This window comes from Candidatus Woesearchaeota archaeon, from assembly GCA_016214075.1.
Taxonomy (GTDB): domain Archaea; phylum Nanobdellota; class Nanobdellia; order Woesearchaeales; family DSVV01; genus JACRPI01.
Map to the genome: position 1 here is coordinate 112632 of JACRPI010000020.1, position 21251 is coordinate 133882.

The following is a 21251-nucleotide window of genomic DNA, read 5'->3' on the forward strand; positions in this document are numbered from 1 at the left end:
TTTCATAACAATAAATAAAAAAAGGTGAGAATATGCCAGATAAAAGCAAAACAAACAAAATTAAACATGGTGGTTCAGTAAGTGCTGTGGGCGCTAAGGTTACAAAAAGGACTATTGGTGAAAATGACTTTGATCAAGGTCAAGCAAGCACAAAATTTACTTCAAAACGTCAATTTGGCGGTAAAGTGAAAAGAGAGTAACGAGAGGCGAATATCATGGTAGTTCGAGGACATACGCTTACTCAAGCACGGAAAGGATTTACTGATACATCTGAAAAAAATATAGCAAGAACTGTTAAAGCACAGTCTGGTTCAGGTCAGAAAGGTGCTAATGAATCAGGTGGATTTGCTGCTTCGCGTGGTCTTGGATTGAAAAAACGTTCATAATTTGATAAAAAAAAGGAGGATGATTTTAATGGGAGTAATACCACATGGAAAAACAACAGGTCAAGGAGTTAAAGGAAAAACAGCAGGTCTTAGCGCGACCAAAACAGGCATTGCAGCAGGTCACTCATTTACTATATCTCGTTCAGGAAAGACAGATAAAAAATCAGGCCTTGCAGCATTAACAGGACGAGGAAAACAGTAATCTTTTTTATGGCAATCAAAGGAAAAAGTACAGGACGCACTGCGCGTGAAAATGAACCAGCAGGTTTATGGCAGTCACGACAGCGCGCAGGAAAAGCGACGGGACTTAGTCGAGGATCCGCTAAACAGCTCTCTGGAAAATCTTCTGTTACTGTCAACAAACAGAAATATACCACAGATCAGTTTTCTTGATTTTGTTGTTTCTTTTTTCTCTTTTTTTGAGAAGTTTTAAAAGTATGTTCTTGTTTTTGGTTCTATATGAAAAAAACAGCTGTAAAAGCTTCGAAAACACTTTCTTCTCCTGCTCTCACACTCACGTTTCGCGGGTTTGAAGCGATTGCCGCCCTTGAAGTAAAAGAAATTCTTGGAAAAAAAGCTCTTGCTGCTGCAGAATATGTGACTTTCTCTGCAACAGATACAGAACTTGCGGAACTCTGCTATAAAACACAAGCAGCACGACGGGTTTTGCGGCTCTTTTGCACATTTTCTTTTTCTACTTTTGATTCTCTTGTCGCTTCGACAACAGCGCTTCTTGAAAAAGCAGATCTTTCGCTTCTTTCTGGAAAAACATTTCGTGTCGAATGCGAACGCTATGGCAACCACTCTTTTAGCAGTCAAGAGGTTGCTGCGACACTTGGAGGTGTTTTTCTCAAGCAACAACCACAAGCGTCTGTTGGTCTTGACGATCCAGACATTATTATTTATTGTTTTATTCGTGATGATCTTTGCATTCTCGGGCTTGATTTCGCAGGATTTGATCTTTCCAAACGAGAGTATAAAATTTACGCGCAGACTCATATGCTCAACGCGGCGTTTGCGTATTGCGTTGTTCGTTACACAGGGTATGCAGGGAAACAGGCGCTTGTTGATCCTCTTTGTGGCGTTGGTTTACTTCCTCTTGAAGCAGCGCTCTTTGCAACGCGCATGTCTCCACGCTTTTATCAGAAACAAATTTTTTTATTTCATCGTTTTTTGACAATTGATCTTGGAAAATTTGACAAAGAAGTTCCTAAAAAAGTGCTTGACACGATTTCTCTTCACGGCTATGATGTGCATCTTCGTAATCTTGAGGCGTCCAAGAAACACGCGAAACTTGCCGGCGTCGCGAAGCATATCACTTTCGCGCGAGGAGACATTGAGTGGATTGACACAAAAGTTGATGAGAAATCACAGGACATTGTTGTCAGCCAAATGCCTGTTGAAGGCCGCGCAGTTTCTGAAAAAGATATGCTTAAACTCTACAAAGAGTTTTTTTATCAGCTTGAGTTTGTCATGAAGGATACTGGTGTTATGGTTTTGCTTTGTCAGAAAACAGCGGTTTTGAAAAATGCTTTGGAATATTTCATGATTGTCAAAGAACATATTGTTTGGCAAGGTGAACAGCAGTTTATTTTGGTTACACTGAAGAAAGTGAAAACGTAAGTGCTATTGATCTTGCAAGTGAACTCGTTATCTTTCTATAAGAAGTAGAGGAAGTTACTCCTACTTATCGATACTTCCATAATACCCCAATGCTCTGTGGGAGCATTGGGTCCCCCTGACAATTTGCTTTTGTGGATGTGTGTGTATTGCTGGTGCGTGTTTTCTTCCTTGTTGAATAAAGCTTCGCTAAGCTTGTGTCTGAATCGCCTCATCGAATAAAGCAATCGCTCAGCAGTCCTTGAGAATCCCTCTGTCTTTATTAGTTATTTCATGTCTAAGGAAAAAAATATTTCCTCACCTGAAAGATCAGAGTGTACAAAAATTAGAAACTTATATATACCTCTCTTTCTAGGAATTTATCATGGGCGTTCAGATCGAAGAAAAGAGTCAAACTCTATATCGTAAATTAAATCTCTTTGAGATTGGTCTCTTTTTTGCAGGTCTTGGCGTTATCTTTGTCGGTTTCTTCCTTCTTTATAAACAATATAGTTTAGATGGCTATTTTTCCTGGGGTTTACTTCAAGGTGTCTTTCTCTGGTTGATTCTTATTGTTATTATTATTATCGCGGCGCTTCTTGAAAATGTTAAGGAAGAACTTTCTATTGTCATTAAAGAACATATTGCAGAGACGAAGTTATTACGTCAGGAAACTGTTTTATTGAAGGATTGCATTAAGAGAAAACGATAAGAATTTTTGATTACTTTTTTAAATCATGCTTCTTTTCTTCTGTTTATGGGTATTGAAGTTCTTATTTGGGATTTTGATGGAACAGCAACAAAGGTTGACGAGGAAGCTGTTAATTTTGTTGTTGGGTATAAAGAAGGCTTTGCGAAAGCAGTAAACGTTTCTCTGCGTACATTGAATCCTTTTTGGAATATTATGGAGAGACGTGTTCGTGAAAATCCCACACAACATGGCTGGACAGTTAATGGTAAAATCGTTGCTCCTGCGTATGCAGATCCTTTAGTGGAATGCAGAACTATTGGAGATTTTCTTCTTCTTGAGCATGGAGAGTATCAACATGATCCTCAAAAAAGAGATGCGCTTCTTTACAAACTCTTTAGAGAAAATTATCCCAAATGCACCATTGTGTTTAAAGAAGACGCGGCGGCAGCATTTAGGGCTTCACAAGATTTTACCCCAACGTATGTGGTCACCAACTCAGAAACAGACGCTGTTCAGGGAAAAATTAACCTGCTTGGCACAGATGTTTCTCGAATCACTGTTCTTGGTGGCGCAAAGAAATACGTCCTTGATGATGAATGGATAGCTCTTCCAGAATCTTTGGAAGAACCAGGCTTTGGACGACCTCTTTATCTTCGTCGAAAAAATTATGCAGACATTCTTTCTCGCATTATGAAGGAAAAAGGGGTTGCTCCAGAACAGGTGCTTGTCGCAGGAGACATTTATGAGTTAGATCTTCTTCTTCCACAGCAACTCGGTATGCATATTGCATTGCTTCCTCGTGAGAGAACTCCCGCGTATGAAAGAAGCGCAGTTACTTCATATGCTCGTGGTGTTGTTCTTGCAACACCCAGTGACGTTGTCCGGTATGCTCGGCAAGTACAATAATCTGGCACAAACTATTAAAACAAACAGCTCTTTTTCTCTCTTTTGTAGGGTGTCACGGTGTTATCGGAAACAACTCTGAAACGGGTTGTTCCTGAGGAAAGTCCGTCCATCACAAAAAGGCGACCTACGGAAGTAGGATCTTGAAAAAGATGGCAACCACACAGAAACGCACTCCTTTGCGATAATGGAATGACGCACGCGACGTCTTTGGTAACAGAGATAAGTAAGCTGCTGACGTCTCGCAGAGTGAAGATGAAACGGTGAGCCCTTGCTGATGCAAGTTCGTTTTGAACGCTGAGTAGAATACACTGACCACTTGTTCATGTTTCGTGAAAGTGCACAGAAGACGGCTTATGGCACCCTACTTTTTTTCTATTCTTTTCTAAAATTAGAAACAGTTACTGCTCCTTCTTTCCACCAGCACGCGTTCATTGTTTTTTCTGTACAGCATTCAGAAAATGTTGTTGCTCTCTTGACATCATCAATAGACCAGAGCGTGATGTCCTGTGTTCCGTCTTCTGCTTCCTCTCCAATATAATGATAATCTGTTATTTGAAATGGAGTTTCAAGATTATTTCTGAGTTCTTCAAGTACTTCTTCTGTCGCGACAAGGGTGTCTGCTTCTTTTTCTGCTCCAATAGCCATGCCTAAATCAGAACACGAAGTGCAGGTATCTTGGATGATGATGACGCGAAGATTATTATTTTCATCCATGACCGGGACGAAATAATCGTATTGGAATATATCTTCTGCATATGGTTCAAAAAACTCATTATAACGAATTTGCGTTGGACAGGATATTTCTGTACAACTTGAAACAAGGAAGAATAATACCAAGAGCAGGAGGAGTTTTTTCATTTATGGTTTTCTCTTTCTTTTGTTTACATACTTTTCTGTTCTTTATTGGCCACTCACTAATAAAATTTATAAACCTCCTTCTTCGCCAAGATGTTATGGCACAAAATAGAATCAACCTTCCTTCTGGGACTGGAGGACTTGTTCGTTATTTTGACGATTATAGAAGCAAAATCAGCATTCAGCCTGTTCATATTATCTTTCTTATTGTTCTTCTTATTTTTGTTATTATTTTACTTCATATCTTTGGCACGGCATTGCTCGGATTTTAGGTGATTTCTATGTTTCCTGGCGGTAAAATTGATCCACGCATGATGAAACAAGCAATGCGTAAAATGGGTATTGAAGAAAAAGAACTTGCAGGTGTTCAAGAAGTTATTATTCGTTTTTCTGACAAAGAAATTGTCGTTTCTCCTGTTGCTGTTTCTCAAATCAGCGCAATGGGTAATGTCAGTTGGCAAGTGCAGGGAAAAGCAACAGAACGGCCTCTTGACACAAAGCCTTCTATCTCTGACGATGATGTTCGTGTGGTGATGGAACAGACCGGCGCTGACGCAGAAGCTGCACGCGGCGCGATTGACGCTGCTGGCGGAGATCTCGCTGCCGCGATTCTTGAATTGAGCAAAAAGGATGAAGAGTAATTAGTTTGCATTTCTTTTGCACCTTAGAAAAAATAAATAAAAAAACCAAGAAAAAACAAAAAACTTATTCTCCGCCTTCATGAACATCTTCTGGATTGTAGTTTGGCACTGCTGCTTTGCTGACAATCATAATGTCACCCATATTCTTGACCAATGCATGCGGGACAATAACTCCTTTCGCGTTTCCAAGAATTTTGTTGAGGAAGGAATTTTTTGTACTGCGAATTCGCCAGCCAAAAATCTTGTTATTGGTCAGAATGGATTCTTCAACATCACCAAAATATTCTCCTGTATCGGTAAACACTTTCATCTCGTAGGTATCTGTTATTCGCTTCATTTTTAACATGGTCGCTCCCTCCTTTTTCTCTGTTTTCTTTACTGCTGAGATAGTGAATTTCTTGTTTTGATCACTCTTCTCTAATGGTAAATCTTATCAAACTACAAACTATATAAGTATATAAAGTTTTTTGATTTGGATGAAACTGAAATTTACGCAGGTTGGCAACGTTGTTCTTGTCGGAACATCGCACATTGCTTCGGAAAGCGTCAAAAATGTCGCTGCGGTGATCGATCATTTTGCCCTCGTAGGATCTTGCGTTGTGGGTGTTGAGCTGGACAAACAGCGGTTTTATTCTTTGGTTCATGAACAGAAAAAGACGTCCTCCTTTTCCTTTGAGAACATTCGTCGTTTTGGATTTAAGGGGTTTATTTTTGCAGTGATTGCTTCGACGGTGACTGAGCGGCTTGCGAAAATGGTTGGCGCAAAGCCAGGTGATGACATGATGAGCGCTATTAAGGCTGCAAAAAAACATGATTTTCTTATTGCATTGATTGATCAGCCGATTCATATTACACTTCGTCGATTTTCTCAGACATTGACTTGGAAAGAGAAATGGCATTTTATTGTCGATATTTTCTTCGGGTTCTTTTTTCCAAAACGCGAAATGAAGAAATATGGGCTTGCGTCGTTTGATTTGTCCAAAGTTCCTCCTGAAACATTGATCAAGAAGTTATTGCTTGGGGTGGAACAGCGGTATCCGAACATTTATCGTGTTTTGATTTCTGAGCGGAATGTGTTTATGGCTCGTAAGATTCGGCAATTTCAAGAGAAATATCCTGATCGTGTGATCATTGTGGTCATCGGCGCAGGGCATGAGGATGGGATTAAGGAGTTGTTGAGTAAAGGATAAGTTCTATTCTATTTTCTTTCTGTTATTTGTTCTTGTAAGGGGATTGGGATATAAAGTCGTGGTGCTACAAGCTTTCCTACTGCACAACCTCCTCCCAAATATGGTCCCTCATCAAGAAATCGTACTCTTGTTTCCCTCATTCTTTCCCCTTCTTTTCGTTCTATATTATCTAAAAAGACGTTTTCTTCTTCATCTGTGTTTGGCATTGGTTCTATCATTAAACCCGCAGGATGATATCCTTCGGGGTCTCTGTTTACCCATTCTAAAACAATTCCTGTTTTGATATATGGTCTTTCTATCATCGGTTCTGTTTGTGCAACTATTTCTTGAATCATTTTAGTAATTGGTTCCCATGGATTATGTTTTAGTTCTCTTTTGTACCACTCTTCTCCATATTCAAGTATTCTAAGAACTTCATCTGCTCGTGCAATTATTGCTGCTTTTTCTCTTCTTGAATATGTGCTTTTTCTGACAACATAAAAGTTTGTTCCATCTTGCCCCCTTACAACAGCATTATAGTGCGCAAATAATATATCCTCTTGATAGAATAAGAGGTTTTCTCTTATCATTGCTTTTCCTTTTTCAGTGTTTTTGTCTATATTATACCTTTCTCCTTCTTCTCCAAGTATATTTTCTAATACCCATAATCCTTCAAGATCTCTTTTTCCGAATGCTAACGCAAATACTCCTGTTAATCCCCCTGCTTCTTCATAATCTCTAAGAACACCCATTTCTCCGCCAGTACAATACTTAAATAATTCTCTTTGTAACCTAAAAAATGCTTCTTCTCTTTTTTCTTCTTCTCTAAACTCTTCTTCTGTGAGAACACGTTTTCTGTGTACTCTGTCGATAGGTCTTGTTGACGTTACTATCTCTGCAGTAATAGATTCTGGATCATCTGTCATTCTTAGTCAGGTTTGTTCTTTCTTTCTTAAATCTTCTTTCTCTTTTCCATCAAGAAAGCAAGTTTTATATATCTCATTTTCTCAAAAATCACATCTATGGTTGATTACGCTGAAATGAAATATAGAATCCGTGATTTCTTCGTCTTTTCTCCCCGAGAGTTACGCGACCTTTTTATCGCAATGGCTGTGGTGACGTTTGCCTTTGCCTACGATGATGGAACAGAGTCGTTTCAACTTGCTCATTGGATATTTAATTACATCAAGATTTTTATCATTGTTTTTCTTGCCTTCTTTTTCCATGAATCCGCGCACAAAATTTATGGCCTCTCTCTGGGGATTCGTACAGAATACAAGCTCTGGACGCTTGGAACCTACATCACCTTATTGTGCACATTTTTGTTTCAAGGTCAGTTCCCTGTTCTTCTTACTGGCGGTGTGACATTTTATCACATGGCTGTCCAGCGTCTTGGTCACTTTCGTTATGGATTAAACCTGCTCTCCTGCGGGCTCATCGGCGCAGCGGGACCACTTGCAAACCTTGTCATGGCAACGTTTTGGGAAACCCTTGCCATCAATGGTATCTTTCCAGATCTTTTTCATCAAATGACTTTCATTAACTTGTATTACGCGGTGTTCTCCATGCTTCCATTGCCGAATCTTGATGGGATTAGCTTACTCTTCGCGTCACGCATGAACTATGTCTTCTTTTTTAGTGTCTTCCTTTGTTACATTGTGCTCTTTGTTCTCGGCATATACTCGCTTATATGGGCATTGTTGCTTGCAGGAGTCATGTGGGGAATATATTGGTATTATATTGAGCGAGATCTCAGGTGACGATTATGGGCATTTTCTCTACAAAAAAAGGCGCAATGAACTTTATAGATAATTGGGTAGAATATGTTTCCTTTCTTTTTTTGATTCTCGGCGCGATCATGACGTTTATCGCAGGAAGTAAAGTGCTTTCTGTGCTTATTGTGTTACTTTCTAGTATGATCATTGGTCGCGCACTGTATATTCGTAAGTATAAACATCAAATGCGCTTTTGGTTTATGGCTGGCGCTTTTCTTATCGGCATGATTTTTGGCGCACGGTATTTATCATATAAAGCTGTTCTTGTCACTTTTGTTATTGGGACGTACGTGGGATATTGGTTGAAAAAACAGCATGTTTTGGATTGATTTGTTTTTTTTACTGTTCCCTCATTTGTGTCGGAGCATTTATTAATTCTGGATGTTTGTTCATTGTTTATGGGTTTACTTGAAGAAGCTCCTTCATTGGATGATTTTTTCACAGGGGTTCTTACTCCTGCATTACAGAAACGTGGTGTTTCTTTATCTCCTGATGCACGCGAGCATGTTGTGAGCGTTCTTGTTCGTTATGCCTCGAAACGTGGTGAGATTGATGATGTTGTTTCTCATGACGCAGCTGTTCCTGCTTCTGATCCTGTTTATATACAAGAAACATATCTCGCTGCTCAACGTAGTCCTGTAAGACTTCTTTCTTTGGCTGATACTTGTTTACTTCGTCAAGGTTTTTTTTATGCTCATGTCTATGATCGAAGAAGAAATTTTCGTTCTCCTTCTGAACATACCCATTTTGGTTCTGCTTCTTATGCTCGCGTCGCTCAGCTTCTTCTTGACTCCCAATTACCTGATGTCGCTTCTCCTTTTATTGAGCTTGCGGGGAATTTTGATCCTCTTACTCGCGCTTTAGCTGATGTACATCTTGCGTCCTTAACCGATCAACAGCTTCTTCAACTCTACGATAGAATGCTTGAGGTTCGTGACGCTCGGTATCGTCAATTATTTGAAGAGAATGGTATCGAGGTTATTGCACCTAAAGCTTCTTCTCCAGAAAAAGGAACTGACAGAACAAAGTTATACATTCCTGCTCTAGGTTCTCATGACAACAATTAATTATTCAAACTTTTTTACCATATAAGTACTTCCTTTCTTTTCCATCAGACATTCAAACTGCGCTTTTTGTTTTGTGAGAATCATTTTCTCTAGCATGAACGTGTCGCTTGGGACTAATTTTTCTTTTCCACTTCGCACATCTTCAAAATCAATCCACGCGACTTCTCCTTCACAGCCCTGCTTTATTTCTGTTGTTTTCGGATGTAATTTACAGAGATGAATTAAAAAATGATGCGTTACTTTTTCTGCTTCTATGACTCTTTCTGAGACCATGCCATAATGCTCAATAAATGAACTTGTCACTCCTGTTTCTTCTTCTATTTCTCTTATCGCAGTGTTGTGGACTTCTTCTCCAAACTCTATTTTTCCTCCAGGAAATGACCAATAACCTATGTACGGATCTTTGATTCGTTTGATCAGAAGTACTTTGTTATTATGAATGATGACGCCAACTGCAATGGGAAGTGGTTTTTCGGGCATAGCTATGGTACCTTTGCTTGTTTTTTAAATTGTTTGTTCTGCTTGATTTTCTGCAAAAAACAACAACAATGGCACAGACGGACAACTTTTTTGCTTTCTTCTCACTTGTTACGCCAAAAAGCTTGTCCTACTCCGCAAAATCTGTTTCACAAATTTTGCTCCGTCTGGCCATGTTGTTTTTTGCTTCCTAAACTATTCCTTGTCTCTCTTCTCATCCGAAACACTTAATTATATGTTTCTCTTCTTCTCCTTTATGGAGAAAATTGTGGAGCATGTTTACAAAATCTCGGCAGACAGCAACGTTTACTTTCTTGATTTTGCGAAAAAAATAATCATTGACGCAGGAAGACCACGAAACAAAGATCTTGTTCTCAAAGAACTTTCCAAACTAATTGATCCTGCGAACATTGATCTTGTTCTTTTCACGCACTTTCATTATGATCATATTGGCAATTTTCATTTATTTCCAAACGCAACATTTTACGCGTCGCAAGCGGAAATTGCCGCATGGAAAAACGATCCATTTGGCGCGATCTTGAATATGGAGGTTGTTGAAGCTGTTGAACAGTTTGCTCTTTGTGTTTTACCTCTTGAATCTCTTGATCTTTCTGTCTTTGGATTATCTGTCATCGCGACACCCGGGCACACGATTGGAAGCATTTGTCTTTATTACGAAAAAGAGAAGATTTTGTTTAGCGGCGATACGCTGTTTCATAATGCGCATGGCAGGGTTGATTTACCTACATCTGTCCCTAAAGAAATGATGCGCTCGTTATTGAAATTGAAGAAGATTGATTATACAATTCTTTGTTCTGGGCATGAGTATTGAATTTTGTAGTCAAATTTAAAAGATATTCTTCATTTGTTTGCTTTATGGAACAAACCTGGGAAATGGTTGTTGAACCGAAACATCCAATTGCAGTTTCTGAATTAGAACTCACTGTAACGCAGGGACGTAACCTTGAGATTCCTTTCGAGCGGGCTGCTCTTATTGATGAGATCAATGATTATTGGAACTCATTTATACAAGATATGGCTTTACGACAAAGAGAAAAGATACGTGACGCACTTGCTCGAGGGGATAACGCAGCATATACCCAAGCGATCCAACATATTGCAGGAATTACTTCAATGTATCGGTTAAACTACGCATCTCTTGATGGTTCTCAATTAGCTCTTAACATTGGCGTTACTGATTTTAAAGAATATATAGGAACAACACAACGCGCGTTATCTGACTCTGTGTTTCGTTCTCGGATAATAACTGCGGGGTTGGAAGATTGCGCTGATTCTAATTATTACTTTGCAAATCCTTTAGCGACATGCGCGGTTCTTGTGACTGCAGATGGTTATGTTCCTGTTGGACTTCGTGGGAACACTGTCGCCATTTATCCTAACACCTATCATGTTGTTGGAGGCTATGTTAAGATAAATGAAGAAAAAAAGGCAAATTTTTCTGTAGCAGATGTTGATCCGTTTGCAAATATGAAGAAAGAGCTTGAAGGAGAAATGGGTCTTGTTGATACCACTATGGCTTCTGCAGCATTTCTTGGGATCGCAAGAAACAAAATAACGCGAGGTCCTGAAGCGTTGTATGCAATACACCTCGCTTTCTCTAAAAATGATTTAATGGAAAGTTGGAGAGCTACTGCAAAAGACAAGTATGAACATAGAAATTTAACCTTTTATGCAACAGCTGATTTGTCCACATTTTTGACGAAAGAAAGAGGATGTATTGTTCCAAGCGGTGAGGCTGCTCTCACGCTTTTTGCAAGACATTATTCTTGAATACCCTCATATTTTTACTATATCTTCACCCCAAACTCACGTAATGCTCTTTTTACTTCAGCAAGAGAATTCGCTCTTCTTATGTTCTCATTTGTATATCCTGTATCACTATGACTCTTTCTTTGTGGTTCTGTCTCATCCGGATATTGTGTGTAATGAATTCCTTTCCATCCTCTATTAAGACCAACTTGAAGATATTTATCTTTGTCATCAATAAATATAATTGTTTCAAATCCACTTATTGCATCATATACTTTTTGATCTGGCTTCATTGCTTTCATTTGATACGATAAGATAGCAGGATTTCTTTTGTCATACACTGCAAAGATTTCTGGATATCTTTTGTTTAGTATTTTATGCGCTTCTTCTCCAATATTTGATAGCACTCCTACAGCATACCCTGCTTGATGAAGCTCTCTTTTTAAGTCAATCATCTCAGTGATTTCTCCTGGAAACTTATGTTCAACAATTTCCTCTAATTGTTCTTCAGTAATGCTTTTTGATAGTTCTAAGCAACTTCGTAGTTCATTAAAGAATTGTGCTGCGTTTATATCTCCTCTATTGGTTCGGTCATCCAATGAACTTTCTAAGAATGCTTTTTCAATCTCTTGCACATCCAACGCTGCATGCTTTGCGGCTTCTCTGTAAAAATCCCCATAACTTAACTTAATCAAAACTGCCCCTACATCAAAAAGTATTAACGTTTTTCTTCTCATTTTTTCAATGAATGCTCATGAACTTTTAAATATTTCCAGAGAATACATTAATAAACACTACTCCGTTCACATTTCTCATGTCAAACCCCCTCATCCAGAACTTTACTCCTCGTCTTTATCAGGAAACTATTTTCGCAACAGTGTCTCAGCATAATACTCTTGTTGTTCTGCCCACAGGGATGGGAAAGACCGCGCTTGCGTTGATGCTTGTCGCGCATCGATTAACGCAATATCCAAACAGCAAATGCCTTATTCTCGCTCCAACAAAACCGCTTGTCGATCAACACGCGACGACGCTCCGCAATCATCTTCCCACCCTCGCAGATAACATTATTGTCTTCACCGGGAATGTTTCACCTGAAAAAAGGGCACAACTCTGGACTACCGCGCAAATTATTGTGACGACACCGCAAGGATTAGAAAATGACATCATTGGGAATAAAATTGATCTGTCGAATGTTTCTTGTCTTGTTGTGGATGAAGCACACCGCGCAACAGGAGATTATAGCTATGTTTGGATCAGCCAACAATATCACCAGCGCGCACGCTCGCCACGACTTCTCGCGCTCACCGCCTCTCCAGGAAGCGATCTTGAACAAATTCAAGAAGTCATCACCAATTTAGGGATTGAACAAATTGAAGTGCGCACAGACACTGATCCTGATGTCGCGCCGTATATTCAAGATGTTAACCTGCACTGGGAATATGTTGATTTTCCTGCTGAATTTGCGACTGTGCAAAAATATCTGAAAGATTGTTTTGCAAGCAAAATTGAGGAAATCAAAAAACAAGGTGTTCTTGAACAAAACATGCAGATTGGAGACAGCAAAACAGATTTGCTTAAACTTCAAGGACATTTACAGGGAGAAATCGCGTCAGGTAATCGGGACTTTGGCGTGCTTCGTGGTCTTTCTCTCGCCGCAGAAGCAATGAAAGTACAACACGCGATTGAATTGTTGGAAACACAAGGACTTGATCCTCTCTTTATTTATTTAGAAGATATTATGAAGCAAGCTTCGACATCAAAAGTCAAAGCAGTGCAAAATCTTGTTGCAGATGTTAATTTTAAATCTGCATACATGAAGATGCAAGGGCTCCTTGAAAAAAAAGTAGAACACCCGAAAATCCCCCGGTTGCGCGAGATTTTGACTCAGCGATTTATCGCAGCGCATGAGAAAGGATATGCTGACTACAAACTGATTCTGTTTACGCAATATCGCGATACTGGCGCAAAACTTGTGGAGATTATCAATGGGTTGAAAATCACTTCGGAGATTCCTATTACCGCAAAACTTTTTGTGGGTCAGGCAAAAAAGCGTGGTTCAGGATTATCACAAAAAGAACAACTTGGAATGCTTGATGAATTCCGTAATGGCGCATTTAATGTTCTTGTTTCCAGCTCTGTTGGTGAAGAAGGGTTAGATATTCCACAAGTTGACGCTGTTTTCTTTTTTGAACCCATCCCAAGCGCTATTCGTCATATTCAACGAAAAGGAAGAACTGGACGACATGGTGAAGGAGAAGTCCTTATTCTTGTCACCAAAGGAACTCGTGATGAAGGCTATCGCTGGAGCGCGCACCATAAAGAAAAAAGAATGTACCGAAATCTTGCACAGTTGAAAAAAAATATTATTTTTGCGAAGACTCCTGTCCAGCGAAAGGAAATGCCGCTTCAGGCTTATGGATCATCAGCTTCTTCCTCTGCTTCTTTGTCATCCTTTTCTGGCTCTGCTTTCCTTGGTTCTTCGAACTCTTCTTCACCTTCCACTCTTTCATCCTCTTCTGTTCCAGTTCAGCAAGACAAGAAATACACTATTTTTGTGGATCATCGGGAAAAAGGAAGTTACGTTATCAAAGAACTTTTGAATTTAGGAATAGCCATTGATTTGCAGCAGCTTGAAGTGGGTGATTATCTGCTCAGCAGCAGATGCGCGATTGAATACAAAACGGTTTCTGATTTTGTGAATAGTTTAATTGATGGGCGATTGTTGCAGCAGGCGAAAGAGCTCAAAAAAACGTATGGTCGTCCTCTTTATATTATCGAAGGGATGGAAGATATGTACGCTGTTCGAAACATTCACGCAAACGCGATTCGCGGCATGCTTGCCGCGCTCACTGTTGATTTTGGGATTCCTGTTCTGCAAACCAAATCTTCTAAAGAAACTGCCGCATTGCTCGCGCAAATCGCAAAACGAGAACAAGATGATGAAAACAAAGGATTTAGTTTGCATGGTGATCGAAAACCTATTTCTCTTAAAGATCAGCAGGAATATGTCGTCACTTCGTTTCCTGGTGTTGGGCCAACACTTGCAAAACCTATTCTTAAAGAATTTAAGAGTGTCAAGAATTTTGTGAACGCGTCAGAAGAAGCGTTACGAAAAGTTCCACAGCTTGGAGAAAAGAAAGCAAAACAAATTAAAGATGTTCTTGATGAAGAATGGAAAGAATTTTAGTTCATTTCTTCGATAGGTTTATATATCTCTTTTTGCAAAAATCAATTCTATCTTTTAATTTTATTCAATTGTTCATAAAAAAGAGGTGTGATGATGGCAAAACAGAAATCAGATTTATACGCAACTTCCACAATCGGCGCAGCAGGAATTATTGGCATGCTCCTCATGATGGTTTTTGCAGATGGGTTTTCTTTTTCTTTTGGAGGGTATGATCTTTCTGGTCAGGCAATTGCGGGTGTTACTGAAAAAACTCCTTACGACGCAGGTTTGGAAGCTGGATATACCCAGTGTCTCAAAGACGATGGCAAATATACTGAAAAACAAGCAGTGAAGAAGATGGACACTTCTGCGATGAACAAGCAGGTTGCGCTTTTGACTGGTCTTGCTGTTGGAGATACCAATACTCCTTCATGTACAGATACTGATATGGATGTTCAAGGAGGAACTACTGTTCCTGTCAAAGGGTCTGTTACTGCAGAGGGTAAAACAATGTATGATCTTTGCAAAGATAAATCTATTATCACAGAATATTATTGTACAGCGGATGGAAAAGCAGCTTCTTATCCATTAACCTGCCCAACAGGAACAATGTGTAAAGACGCAACTTGTGTTGTGACTGATACTACTGGACAGACTTCTGGGCAGCAAACTGGTCAGACAGGAACTACAAGCGGTCAACAAACAGGGACAACGCAACAGAGTGGACAGCAGGCTGGTCAAACTACAACCGGTCAGCAAGGAACTGCTTCTGGTGCTGGTCAGACTTCAGGTTCTCAACAATCTGGTTCTCAGCAAACAAATCAAAATACGCAAGTCTCTGAAGCAGAGAAGAAAAAAGCTGAAGAAGAATACAAAAAAGGATACGAAGATGGATACAAAAAATGTATAGATGAGAAAAAAGCTGCAGCTACTAGTCAAAATACGCAGACAGGACAGACTCAAACATCTCAGACTACTCAAGCATTATGTACCGACAGTGATGGTGGCAATGAACCAACTGTTTATGGAGAGATTTATGATAAACTCCAAAACGTTATCCACACTGACAAATGTTCAACAACCAATGTAGGATATCCGTATCTCGCTGAATTGTATTGTGAGGATGATCAAGTCAAATCAGCTATTGTCGATTGCGCAGAACTTGGATTAGTATGTGATCAAGGAGCATGTGTTTCTAACACATAATTTTTTCTTTTTTCTTTTCTTATTTTCTCTCCTCAACTTCGATATGTTTATATAACTCCTTTTCCTAGAAATAGGTATGGTTCATCTCTGGCATGATCTTCCGCTCGGCAAAAAAGCTCCCAAAGAACTTCATGCTGTTATTGAAATACCTATGGGTTCTCGCTGTAAATATGAGCTCGATAAAAAAACAGGAATTATAAAACTGGATCGCGTTATCGCAAGCGCAGTGTATTATCCGGGCAATTATGGCTTCCTTCCGCAGACATTAGGCGAGGATGGAGATCCTCTTGATGTTCTTGTTGTTTCTCAAATCGCATTTCATCCGGGCATTTTTCTCGAAGCAGTACCTATTGGCGGCGTCCATATGCTTGATGGCCATGATGTCGATGACAAAATTATTTGTGTTCCTACTGGTGACCCCAAATTTCGTGACATTACAGAGCTCAAACAGCTTCCTAAAAATACCCAGCAGGAAATTCAGGAATTTTTCCGTGTCTATAAAAATCTTGAAGGCAAAAAAGTGCACATTAGCGGGCAGTTTGGCAAAGCAAAAGCACAGAGCATTATTCTTCGTGGCATTAAGAGTTATCAAAAGTCTTTTCCTCGCTCCTCAGATCCCCTTCTTAGATAACAAACTATATAATATCTGGACACCACACTTTTTTCATGGATGTTCGTGACCTTGAGCGTAAAAAAATAGGTATTTTTCGCAACGCATTGCCGATTGTTGGCCTTTTAGTTGTTCTTATTTTTGTCTTTCTTTTCCTTGGTTTGCAGCTTCCTTTGCAGATTTCCCTCTTTATTTTAGGGGTTGTACTCCTTGTTGAAGGAGCAGATTGGGTTGTTTCTACTGCAGGTTTTCTTGCACGAAGTGTTGGTATTCCTCCACTCTTGATTGGGCTTTTTGTTGTCGCGTTTTTTACGAGTATTCCTGAATTCGCGGTCAGCGGCTACGCCGCGTATACAGGCAATGAAGACCTTCTTTTTGGAAATCTCATTGGCAGTGTTATCGTTACATTAGGTCTTGTTCTGGGAACTTCCGCATTATTCTCTCCACTTGTTGTGCAGTCCTTTACTGTGCTTCTTGAAGCGCCATTTTTGCTTCTTGCGGCAGTTGTGCTTTTTGTTCTCTCCTTCCGTCTCTTTGACTTTGGCAGCGCAGACTATGTGATTGGATCTATTGATGGTGTTTTGCTGATTTTATTTTTCCTTTTGTTTCTTGGCTATACTTGGAGGCATACTGTGCTTCAAGAATCAAAAAAAGTTTCTGAAGAATTTTCTCAGGAATTCACTATAGGATATCCTTTTTTGCGAACCTGTATTGTTTTTCTTGTTGGTTTTATCGCGATTCTTTTTGGCGCGAAATTTGTTGTCAGCTCGAGCACTGCGATTGCGCACGCGTTTGGCGTGAGTGACGCTGTTATCGGCTTAACACTCGTCGCTGTTGGTACCGCGCTGCCTGAATTTGTTGTTTCTCTCGTTGGACTTATGAAAAAAGAATACGATCTTGTTGTGGGAAATATTTTGGGCGCAAATATCATTACCCTTTTACTTATTCCTGGAGTGATTTCTCTTTTTACTCCACTCCACATCGATCCACACATTCTCTTTATTGATATGATTGTCTTGATTATATTTGCGGCAATTTTCCAAGTGTTTATTACGACAGATAAAACAGTGACACGACGAGAAGGATTTGTTTTATTGCTTTTGTATCTTCTTTACTTTGGTTATTTGGTTTGGTACGCGTTGTTTTAATACTTGTCAGACTCATCTAAAATAGAGTAATCATATAAAATCCAATTCATCAGAACGAATGACTGTTTCTTTGCCTTTTCCCATTTCTCTTTCTACTTCCGGTAGTGTTTTTGGGCGAATGTAGACTTGTTGTTCTTTCTTGTGTACTTGCTGTGGTGTTTCACTCTTTGTTCCTTCTTTTGTCTGTACTTTGTATTGTGGCATTGTTGTTTCTTTTCCCACTGCTTTTTGTCTCTGTATATTGTTCATTTCCAACACTTTTCGCAGATTTAACGCGCCGCAATTGATGCAGGTAAAGAAAACACCAAACTTTCCTTCCCGCATATCAAGCCAAGAGCCGCAGACACATTTTACTTCTTGCAATTGCGTGTCTTTATGGTCTTTGCAGGTGGGAATCTTCTGCTTATTTTGCGAGAATGCATCCTTTTCACAGAACGGACATTTGTTTGTCTTTGATTCGCCGTATCGCTTGGGGATGTACATGCAATCTTTGGTTTTCTGGCTCTTTATTAGTCTTTCGTTCTCGAGGGTAGTCCGAAAACCACTATTCCATGAGAACCTTTTTAAACCCCCACTTATTCATAGAACTTGTAGCGTAGACACAAGGTCTATGCTCAGAGGAAAAAGAAAATGAGAGATTTTAACAGAGGCGGCGGAAACGGTGGAAATTTCCAAAGACGAGATTTCGGCGGACCGCGAGAAATGCACAAAGCAACATGTTCTGAATGCGGACAGGAATGCGAAGTTCCTTTCCAACCAAAAGAAGGACGACCTGTTTTTTGCAAAGAATGCTATTCTAAGAAAAGACCTAAAAGAGAATTTTAGTTTTAACTGAAGAAGCAGTATTTTCTATATTTTTTAATTTATTTTTTTCTTATTTTTTTATTTGTTATCTGATGTTTTTTGTTACTATTTTTTCAGTTACTCTTGTCTTCTTTATGCGATATTCTCTACATATGTATCCAATCCTTCTATTTGACTCACTTTAGTTCTTTTTTGAAAGAATTCTCTGTACTTTTTGTCGATTTTCATCCCTAATCGTTCACAATCTTTTATGATTTTGCCGTACAATTTCTTTCCTTCTTTGTCAAAATCTGTGAGAATAAGAATGTGTTTTTTTTGGTTCTTGTTTGCGATTTCTTCCAAGCGATTCCAGATGTCTTTGCCGTTGAGAATGAACACCTTTTCTTTTATGTCTAAATGCATGAGCGCTGCTTTGTCTTTCTTTCCCTCAACAAGAATGATAAGTCTGTCTTCTTCAATCTCTTCTTTTATCTTTTCAATAATTTCTTCAATTTCTTGTTTTGTTGCGAAAACCATATTCTCATATTTAATAAAAAATAACAACATCATTGGCACAGACGGTCGTGCTTCCGCACGCCCTATTTCGCAAACAAGAACCCCACACTTTGTGTGGGAACCTTGTTTGCTCCATCTGGCCAATGTTGTTATTTTTTAGACTATAAGACATCCTAATTCTCGTTTGCATCTTCATTGATATAATCCTGTAAAATTTTATTGTGGTCGAACGGCATTTTCGGCAATGGTTGGTCTAAAGAGAATACTTCCGCGTCTTTCGCGTCGTCTCCCGCTTTTAGCGTGCCTTTGCCATTTGCTATAATTGCGACAGTTATCGAATGCGTTCCTCTTGGATCTCGCTTTGGATCAGAATACACATGAAACTGTCGATCAATATTGATGTCAAGATTTGTTTCTTCTTTTGCTTCTCGGATCGCAGCTTGTTCCACTGTTTCTCCGAAATCCACAAAACCTCCAGGAATACTCCAACCAAACGGTTCTTTTGCTCGATCGACTAAGACGATTCCTCCTTTATAGCGGATGATAATGTCGACTGTTATGAGTGGCGCAATCCTTTGACTGAAGAGATCTTTCCAGGTATATTCTTTTGTTTCTGTCATTTTGTTTCTCTCTTTTCTTTAAATGATAGCATTCTTTTTAAAGACTCTTATACTTTTCCATTGCATGTCTCGCATTAAAACAACAAAGCAATTGATCGGAGAAGATGTTCTTGCTATTTCTCCTGAAAACAAACGCTTCGCTACTCCAGAAATTGTTGCCCGCTACCGCGCAGAACGATTAGCATGTGATACTATCCTCGATCTCTGTTCTGGATTTGGCTTTCAATCTTTTGCATTCGTAAAAACATGCAAACAGGTTATCGCTGTTGAAAAAAATGCTGACGCTGTTGGTCTTGCACGAAAATACGCGGAGAAGTTGGGGATAAAGAATATTACTTTTATCTGCGGCGATATTCTCTCACCAGACATCTATCGTAAAATTGCGCTTTTAGAGCATGCGCCGAATGTCATTTTCTGCGATCCAGAACGCGCTCCTGCTGAAAAAGAACGAACCATTGAAACAATTCAGCCGAACATTAAAGAATTTCTTGAACTGTATGGGAAACTTACTCCAAACATCGCGCTTGAATTACCGCCGCACATTTCGAATACTGCTTTTGACGCAGAATATGAATATCTTTCTGTCGATGGCGCTTTGAATCGTTTGACGCTTTATTTTGGCGCTTTGAAACAAGCGCAAAAAAAGCTTGTTTTACTGCCAGAGCATGTTCATATTGTTCGTTCAGAAACTTCGGATGGCGATCTGTCTTTATCTTTTGCGCAACTTCAGGAGCATGATGATACTTCTCGTTACACGCATCTTCTTGAACCAAATCCCGCGCTGACGTTAACAGGAATGGACGCAGAAGCGTTTGGCTCTTGTTTTTCTGAACAACAGCTTGCTCAACTTGTGCAGAGCAAAGAACTTGTACGGCTTGTTGTCGGGAAGAAAGTATTTTTCCTGAGCACTGTTCTTTGCGATTCTCTATTTTTTGTCTCTTACAAAATCGTGGAGCGCATTCCTGCTCGCGCAGGTGTTCTTGACAGACAGAAGACTTTGCAGGCGCTTCAGGAATTGCACGCAGAAAAAGTATTGCTTCGGTATACGATTGCTCCTGAACAGTATTGGAAAGAACGAACATACTTTGAAAAACAGCTCAAAGGAACTAAAGCATTCCACTTATTCTTCTTTGATGCCGCGTTGATTTGTGAGAAAATGTTGGAAAGGTGAAATTAACATCTGAAATTCCTGTTAAACTCTCCTAGTTGAAGGCGAGAGCGCAGCGTGGCTTGAGTTGATTTCTGGTGCGTCACTTTAGATATTTCTTAATGTCTTTTGCATATTTAGAACGAGCTTCATCACTTTCATCTGATCTTAGCGGACTCCAGTCTATCATATGCATATCTTTTTTGAATCTTGGAATAATGTGAAATTTGAAATGTGCCACAAGATTATATCCGCTTTCTGAGGTATCATCGTCAAAAAGATGACTAATTGCATCACATTTGCATATTTTTCTTACTGCTTTAGAGATTTTCTTAGCGATAAGAAAGATATGCGAAGCGAGTTCATTAGGAAGTTCTACAAAATCCTGATAATGTTTTTTTGGTATAACTAAAACATGATGTTTATTGATAGGATTTTTACTTATAACTGCGTAGCATAAACTATCTTCATAAAGTAGAACTTCTTTATCTTTAAAATTGCAAAAGATACACTCTTTTTTCTTCATACAATTAATAGAATTATCATAGTATATAAAATTTCGTCTTAGCGCCTAAAATCAATTGAATTTAACTTATCGGATTTTACGAAGTCACATCATGTTCTCATCCCCACTCGCCAAATCCCTTTGTCCAGTGCTTTTATTCTCAGTGATGATTGTTTTTTCTTCCACTGGACATGCAACCGTGAGGTATATA

General features: G+C 39.3%; 30 protein-coding genes and 1 other RNA gene. 22 read left to right on the forward strand and 9 right to left on the reverse strand.

All coding sequences use genetic code 11. The annotated features are described in order from the left end of the window. Window positions 1-32: 32 nt before the first annotated feature. From HZC31_04475 to rnpB, 8 genes are all read left to right on the forward strand, one after another. The gene (locus HZC31_04475) at window positions 33-200 is read left to right on the forward strand and encodes a hypothetical protein (protein ID MBI5002616.1); all 168 of its coding nucleotides are present in this window, start codon (window positions 33-35) and stop codon (window positions 198-200) included. 15 nt (window positions 201-215) lie between these two features. Next, window positions 216-386, forward strand: coding sequence for a hypothetical protein (locus tag HZC31_04480; GenBank protein ID MBI5002617.1), 171 nt, complete (start codon window positions 216-218; stop codon window positions 384-386). Between the two features lie 28 nt (window positions 387-414). Then, window positions 415-588, forward strand: a complete 174-nt coding sequence (locus tag HZC31_04485) for a hypothetical protein (protein ID MBI5002618.1) — start codon at window positions 415-417, stop codon at window positions 586-588. An 8-nt stretch (window positions 589-596) separates the two neighbouring features. After that, window positions 597-779, forward strand: a complete 183-nt coding sequence (locus tag HZC31_04490; protein ID MBI5002619.1) for a hypothetical protein — start codon at window positions 597-599, stop codon at window positions 777-779. 66 nt (window positions 780-845) lie between these two features. Continuing rightward, window positions 846-2009, forward strand: a complete 1164-nt coding sequence (locus HZC31_04495) for a hypothetical protein (protein ID MBI5002620.1) — start codon at window positions 846-848, stop codon at window positions 2007-2009. 361 nt (window positions 2010-2370) lie between these two features. Next, a complete protein-coding gene (locus HZC31_04500; GenBank protein MBI5002621.1) occupies window positions 2371-2697 on the forward strand; it encodes a hypothetical protein in 327 nt (108 codons plus the stop codon). A gap of 45 nt (window positions 2698-2742) precedes the next feature. Beyond that, window positions 2743-3582, forward strand: coding sequence for a hypothetical protein (locus HZC31_04505; protein MBI5002622.1), 840 nt, complete (start codon window positions 2743-2745; stop codon window positions 3580-3582). A 44-nt stretch (window positions 3583-3626) separates the two neighbouring features. Beyond that, window positions 3627-3947, forward strand: an RNA gene (rnpB, locus tag HZC31_04510) — RNase P RNA component. Between the two features lie 7 nt (window positions 3948-3954). On the opposite strand, the gene HZC31_04515 is transcribed toward rnpB, so the two are convergent. Then, window positions 3955-4440, reverse strand: a complete 486-nt coding sequence (locus tag HZC31_04515; protein ID MBI5002623.1) for a hypothetical protein — start codon at window positions 4438-4440, stop codon at window positions 3955-3957. Window positions 4441-4535: 95 nt separating this feature from the next. Here HZC31_04515 and HZC31_04520 point away from each other — a divergent pair, with 95 nt between their 5' ends. Both HZC31_04520 and HZC31_04525 read left to right on the forward strand, forming a co-directional pair. Beyond that, window positions 4536-4709 carry a preprotein translocase subunit Sec61beta gene (locus tag HZC31_04520; protein ID MBI5002624.1) on the forward strand — a complete coding sequence of 58 codons (174 nt, stop codon included), beginning with the start codon at window positions 4536-4538 and terminating at the stop codon, window positions 4707-4709. A gap of 9 nt (window positions 4710-4718) precedes the next feature. Beyond that, window positions 4719-5078 (forward strand): nascent polypeptide-associated complex protein, encoded by a 360-nt coding sequence (locus HZC31_04525; GenBank protein MBI5002625.1) that lies wholly within the window; start codon window positions 4719-4721, stop codon window positions 5076-5078. 64 nt (window positions 5079-5142) lie between these two features. Here HZC31_04525 and HZC31_04530 read toward each other — a convergent pair whose 3' ends face one another. Beyond that, the gene (locus HZC31_04530) at window positions 5143-5415 is read right to left on the reverse strand and encodes a PRC-barrel domain-containing protein (protein ID MBI5002626.1); all 273 of its coding nucleotides are present in this window, start codon (window positions 5413-5415) and stop codon (window positions 5143-5145) included. Window positions 5416-5554: 139 nt separating this feature from the next. Between HZC31_04530 and HZC31_04535 the strand changes: the two genes are divergently transcribed. Continuing rightward, on the forward strand, window positions 5555-6268 hold the full coding sequence (locus tag HZC31_04535) for a TraB/GumN family protein (GenBank protein ID MBI5002627.1): 714 nt from the start codon (window positions 5555-5557) through the stop codon (window positions 6266-6268). An 8-nt stretch (window positions 6269-6276) separates the two neighbouring features. Here the strand turns inward: HZC31_04535 and HZC31_04540 are convergent, their stop codons facing one another. After that, entirely contained in the window at window positions 6277-7173 is an 897-nt protein-coding gene (locus HZC31_04540) for a hypothetical protein (GenBank protein ID MBI5002628.1), read from the reverse strand. 96 nt (window positions 7174-7269) lie between these two features. Here HZC31_04540 and HZC31_04545 point away from each other — a divergent pair, with 96 nt between their 5' ends. The 3 genes from HZC31_04545 to HZC31_04555 all read left to right on the forward strand — a co-directional run bounded on the left by HZC31_04545 (window position 7270) and on the right by HZC31_04555 (window position 9089). After that, on the forward strand, window positions 7270-8007 hold the full coding sequence (locus HZC31_04545) for a hypothetical protein (protein ID MBI5002629.1): 738 nt from the start codon (window positions 7270-7272) through the stop codon (window positions 8005-8007). Between the two features lie 5 nt (window positions 8008-8012). Then, complete coding sequence (locus HZC31_04550) at window positions 8013-8351, forward strand: hypothetical protein (protein MBI5002630.1); 339 nt, start codon at window positions 8013-8015, stop codon at window positions 8349-8351. A gap of 69 nt (window positions 8352-8420) precedes the next feature. Then, the gene (locus HZC31_04555) at window positions 8421-9089 is read left to right on the forward strand and encodes a hypothetical protein (GenBank protein ID MBI5002631.1); all 669 of its coding nucleotides are present in this window, start codon (window positions 8421-8423) and stop codon (window positions 9087-9089) included. Here the strand turns inward: HZC31_04555 and HZC31_04560 are convergent, their stop codons facing one another. Further along, on the reverse strand, window positions 9090-9569 hold the full coding sequence (locus tag HZC31_04560; GenBank protein MBI5002632.1) for an NUDIX domain-containing protein: 480 nt from the start codon (window positions 9567-9569) through the stop codon (window positions 9090-9092). 253 nt (window positions 9570-9822) lie between these two features. Here HZC31_04560 and HZC31_04565 point away from each other — a divergent pair, with 253 nt between their 5' ends. Beyond that, window positions 9823-10398, forward strand: coding sequence for an MBL fold metallo-hydrolase (locus HZC31_04565; GenBank protein MBI5002633.1), 576 nt, complete (start codon window positions 9823-9825; stop codon window positions 10396-10398). Between the two features lie 44 nt (window positions 10399-10442). Next, complete coding sequence (locus tag HZC31_04570) at window positions 10443-11357, forward strand: hypothetical protein (protein MBI5002634.1); 915 nt, start codon at window positions 10443-10445, stop codon at window positions 11355-11357. Window positions 11358-11374: 17 nt separating this feature from the next. Here the strand turns inward: HZC31_04570 and HZC31_04575 are convergent, their stop codons facing one another. Next, the gene (locus HZC31_04575; GenBank protein ID MBI5002635.1) at window positions 11375-12073 is read right to left on the reverse strand and encodes a hypothetical protein; all 699 of its coding nucleotides are present in this window, start codon (window positions 12071-12073) and stop codon (window positions 11375-11377) included. A 77-nt stretch (window positions 12074-12150) separates the two neighbouring features. On the opposite strand from HZC31_04575, the gene HZC31_04580 reads away from it, so the two are divergent. From HZC31_04580 to HZC31_04595, 4 genes are all read left to right on the forward strand, one after another. Next, window positions 12151-14526 carry a DEAD/DEAH box helicase gene (locus HZC31_04580; protein MBI5002636.1) on the forward strand — a complete coding sequence of 792 codons (2376 nt, stop codon included), beginning with the start codon at window positions 12151-12153 and terminating at the stop codon, window positions 14524-14526. A gap of 93 nt (window positions 14527-14619) precedes the next feature. Then, window positions 14620-15711 (forward strand): hypothetical protein, encoded by a 1092-nt coding sequence (locus HZC31_04585; protein ID MBI5002637.1) that lies wholly within the window; start codon window positions 14620-14622, stop codon window positions 15709-15711. Between the two features lie 76 nt (window positions 15712-15787). Further along, window positions 15788-16342 (forward strand): inorganic diphosphatase, encoded by a 555-nt coding sequence (locus HZC31_04590; GenBank protein ID MBI5002638.1) that lies wholly within the window; start codon window positions 15788-15790, stop codon window positions 16340-16342. A gap of 35 nt (window positions 16343-16377) precedes the next feature. Then, window positions 16378-17469, forward strand: coding sequence for a calcium/sodium antiporter (locus tag HZC31_04595; protein MBI5002639.1), 1092 nt, complete (start codon window positions 16378-16380; stop codon window positions 17467-17469). Window positions 17470-17499: 30 nt separating this feature from the next. Here the strand turns inward: HZC31_04595 and HZC31_04600 are convergent, their stop codons facing one another. Beyond that, window positions 17500-17952, reverse strand: a complete 453-nt coding sequence (locus HZC31_04600) for a hypothetical protein (GenBank protein MBI5002640.1) — start codon at window positions 17950-17952, stop codon at window positions 17500-17502. A gap of 147 nt (window positions 17953-18099) precedes the next feature. Here HZC31_04600 and HZC31_04605 point away from each other — a divergent pair, with 147 nt between their 5' ends. Beyond that, the gene (locus HZC31_04605) at window positions 18100-18294 is read left to right on the forward strand and encodes a DNA-directed RNA polymerase (protein ID MBI5002641.1); all 195 of its coding nucleotides are present in this window, start codon (window positions 18100-18102) and stop codon (window positions 18292-18294) included. Between the two features lie 111 nt (window positions 18295-18405). On the opposite strand, the gene HZC31_04610 is transcribed toward HZC31_04605, so the two are convergent. Both HZC31_04610 and HZC31_04615 read right to left on the reverse strand, forming a co-directional pair. Further along, complete coding sequence (locus HZC31_04610) at window positions 18406-18789, reverse strand: toprim domain-containing protein (protein MBI5002642.1); 384 nt, start codon at window positions 18787-18789, stop codon at window positions 18406-18408. Window positions 18790-18941: 152 nt separating this feature from the next. Then, window positions 18942-19388: an NUDIX hydrolase gene (locus HZC31_04615; GenBank protein MBI5002643.1), complete on the reverse strand. Its 447-nt coding sequence runs from the start codon at window positions 19386-19388 to the stop codon at window positions 18942-18944. A gap of 64 nt (window positions 19389-19452) precedes the next feature. Between HZC31_04615 and HZC31_04620 the strand changes: the two genes are divergently transcribed. Beyond that, the gene (locus tag HZC31_04620; GenBank protein ID MBI5002644.1) at window positions 19453-20559 is read left to right on the forward strand and encodes a class I SAM-dependent methyltransferase; all 1107 of its coding nucleotides are present in this window, start codon (window positions 19453-19455) and stop codon (window positions 20557-20559) included. A gap of 79 nt (window positions 20560-20638) precedes the next feature. Here the strand turns inward: HZC31_04620 and HZC31_04625 are convergent, their stop codons facing one another. Next, window positions 20639-21061, reverse strand: coding sequence for an HIT family protein (locus HZC31_04625; GenBank protein ID MBI5002645.1), 423 nt, complete (start codon window positions 21059-21061; stop codon window positions 20639-20641). Between the last annotated feature and the right edge of the window lie 190 nt (window positions 21062-21251).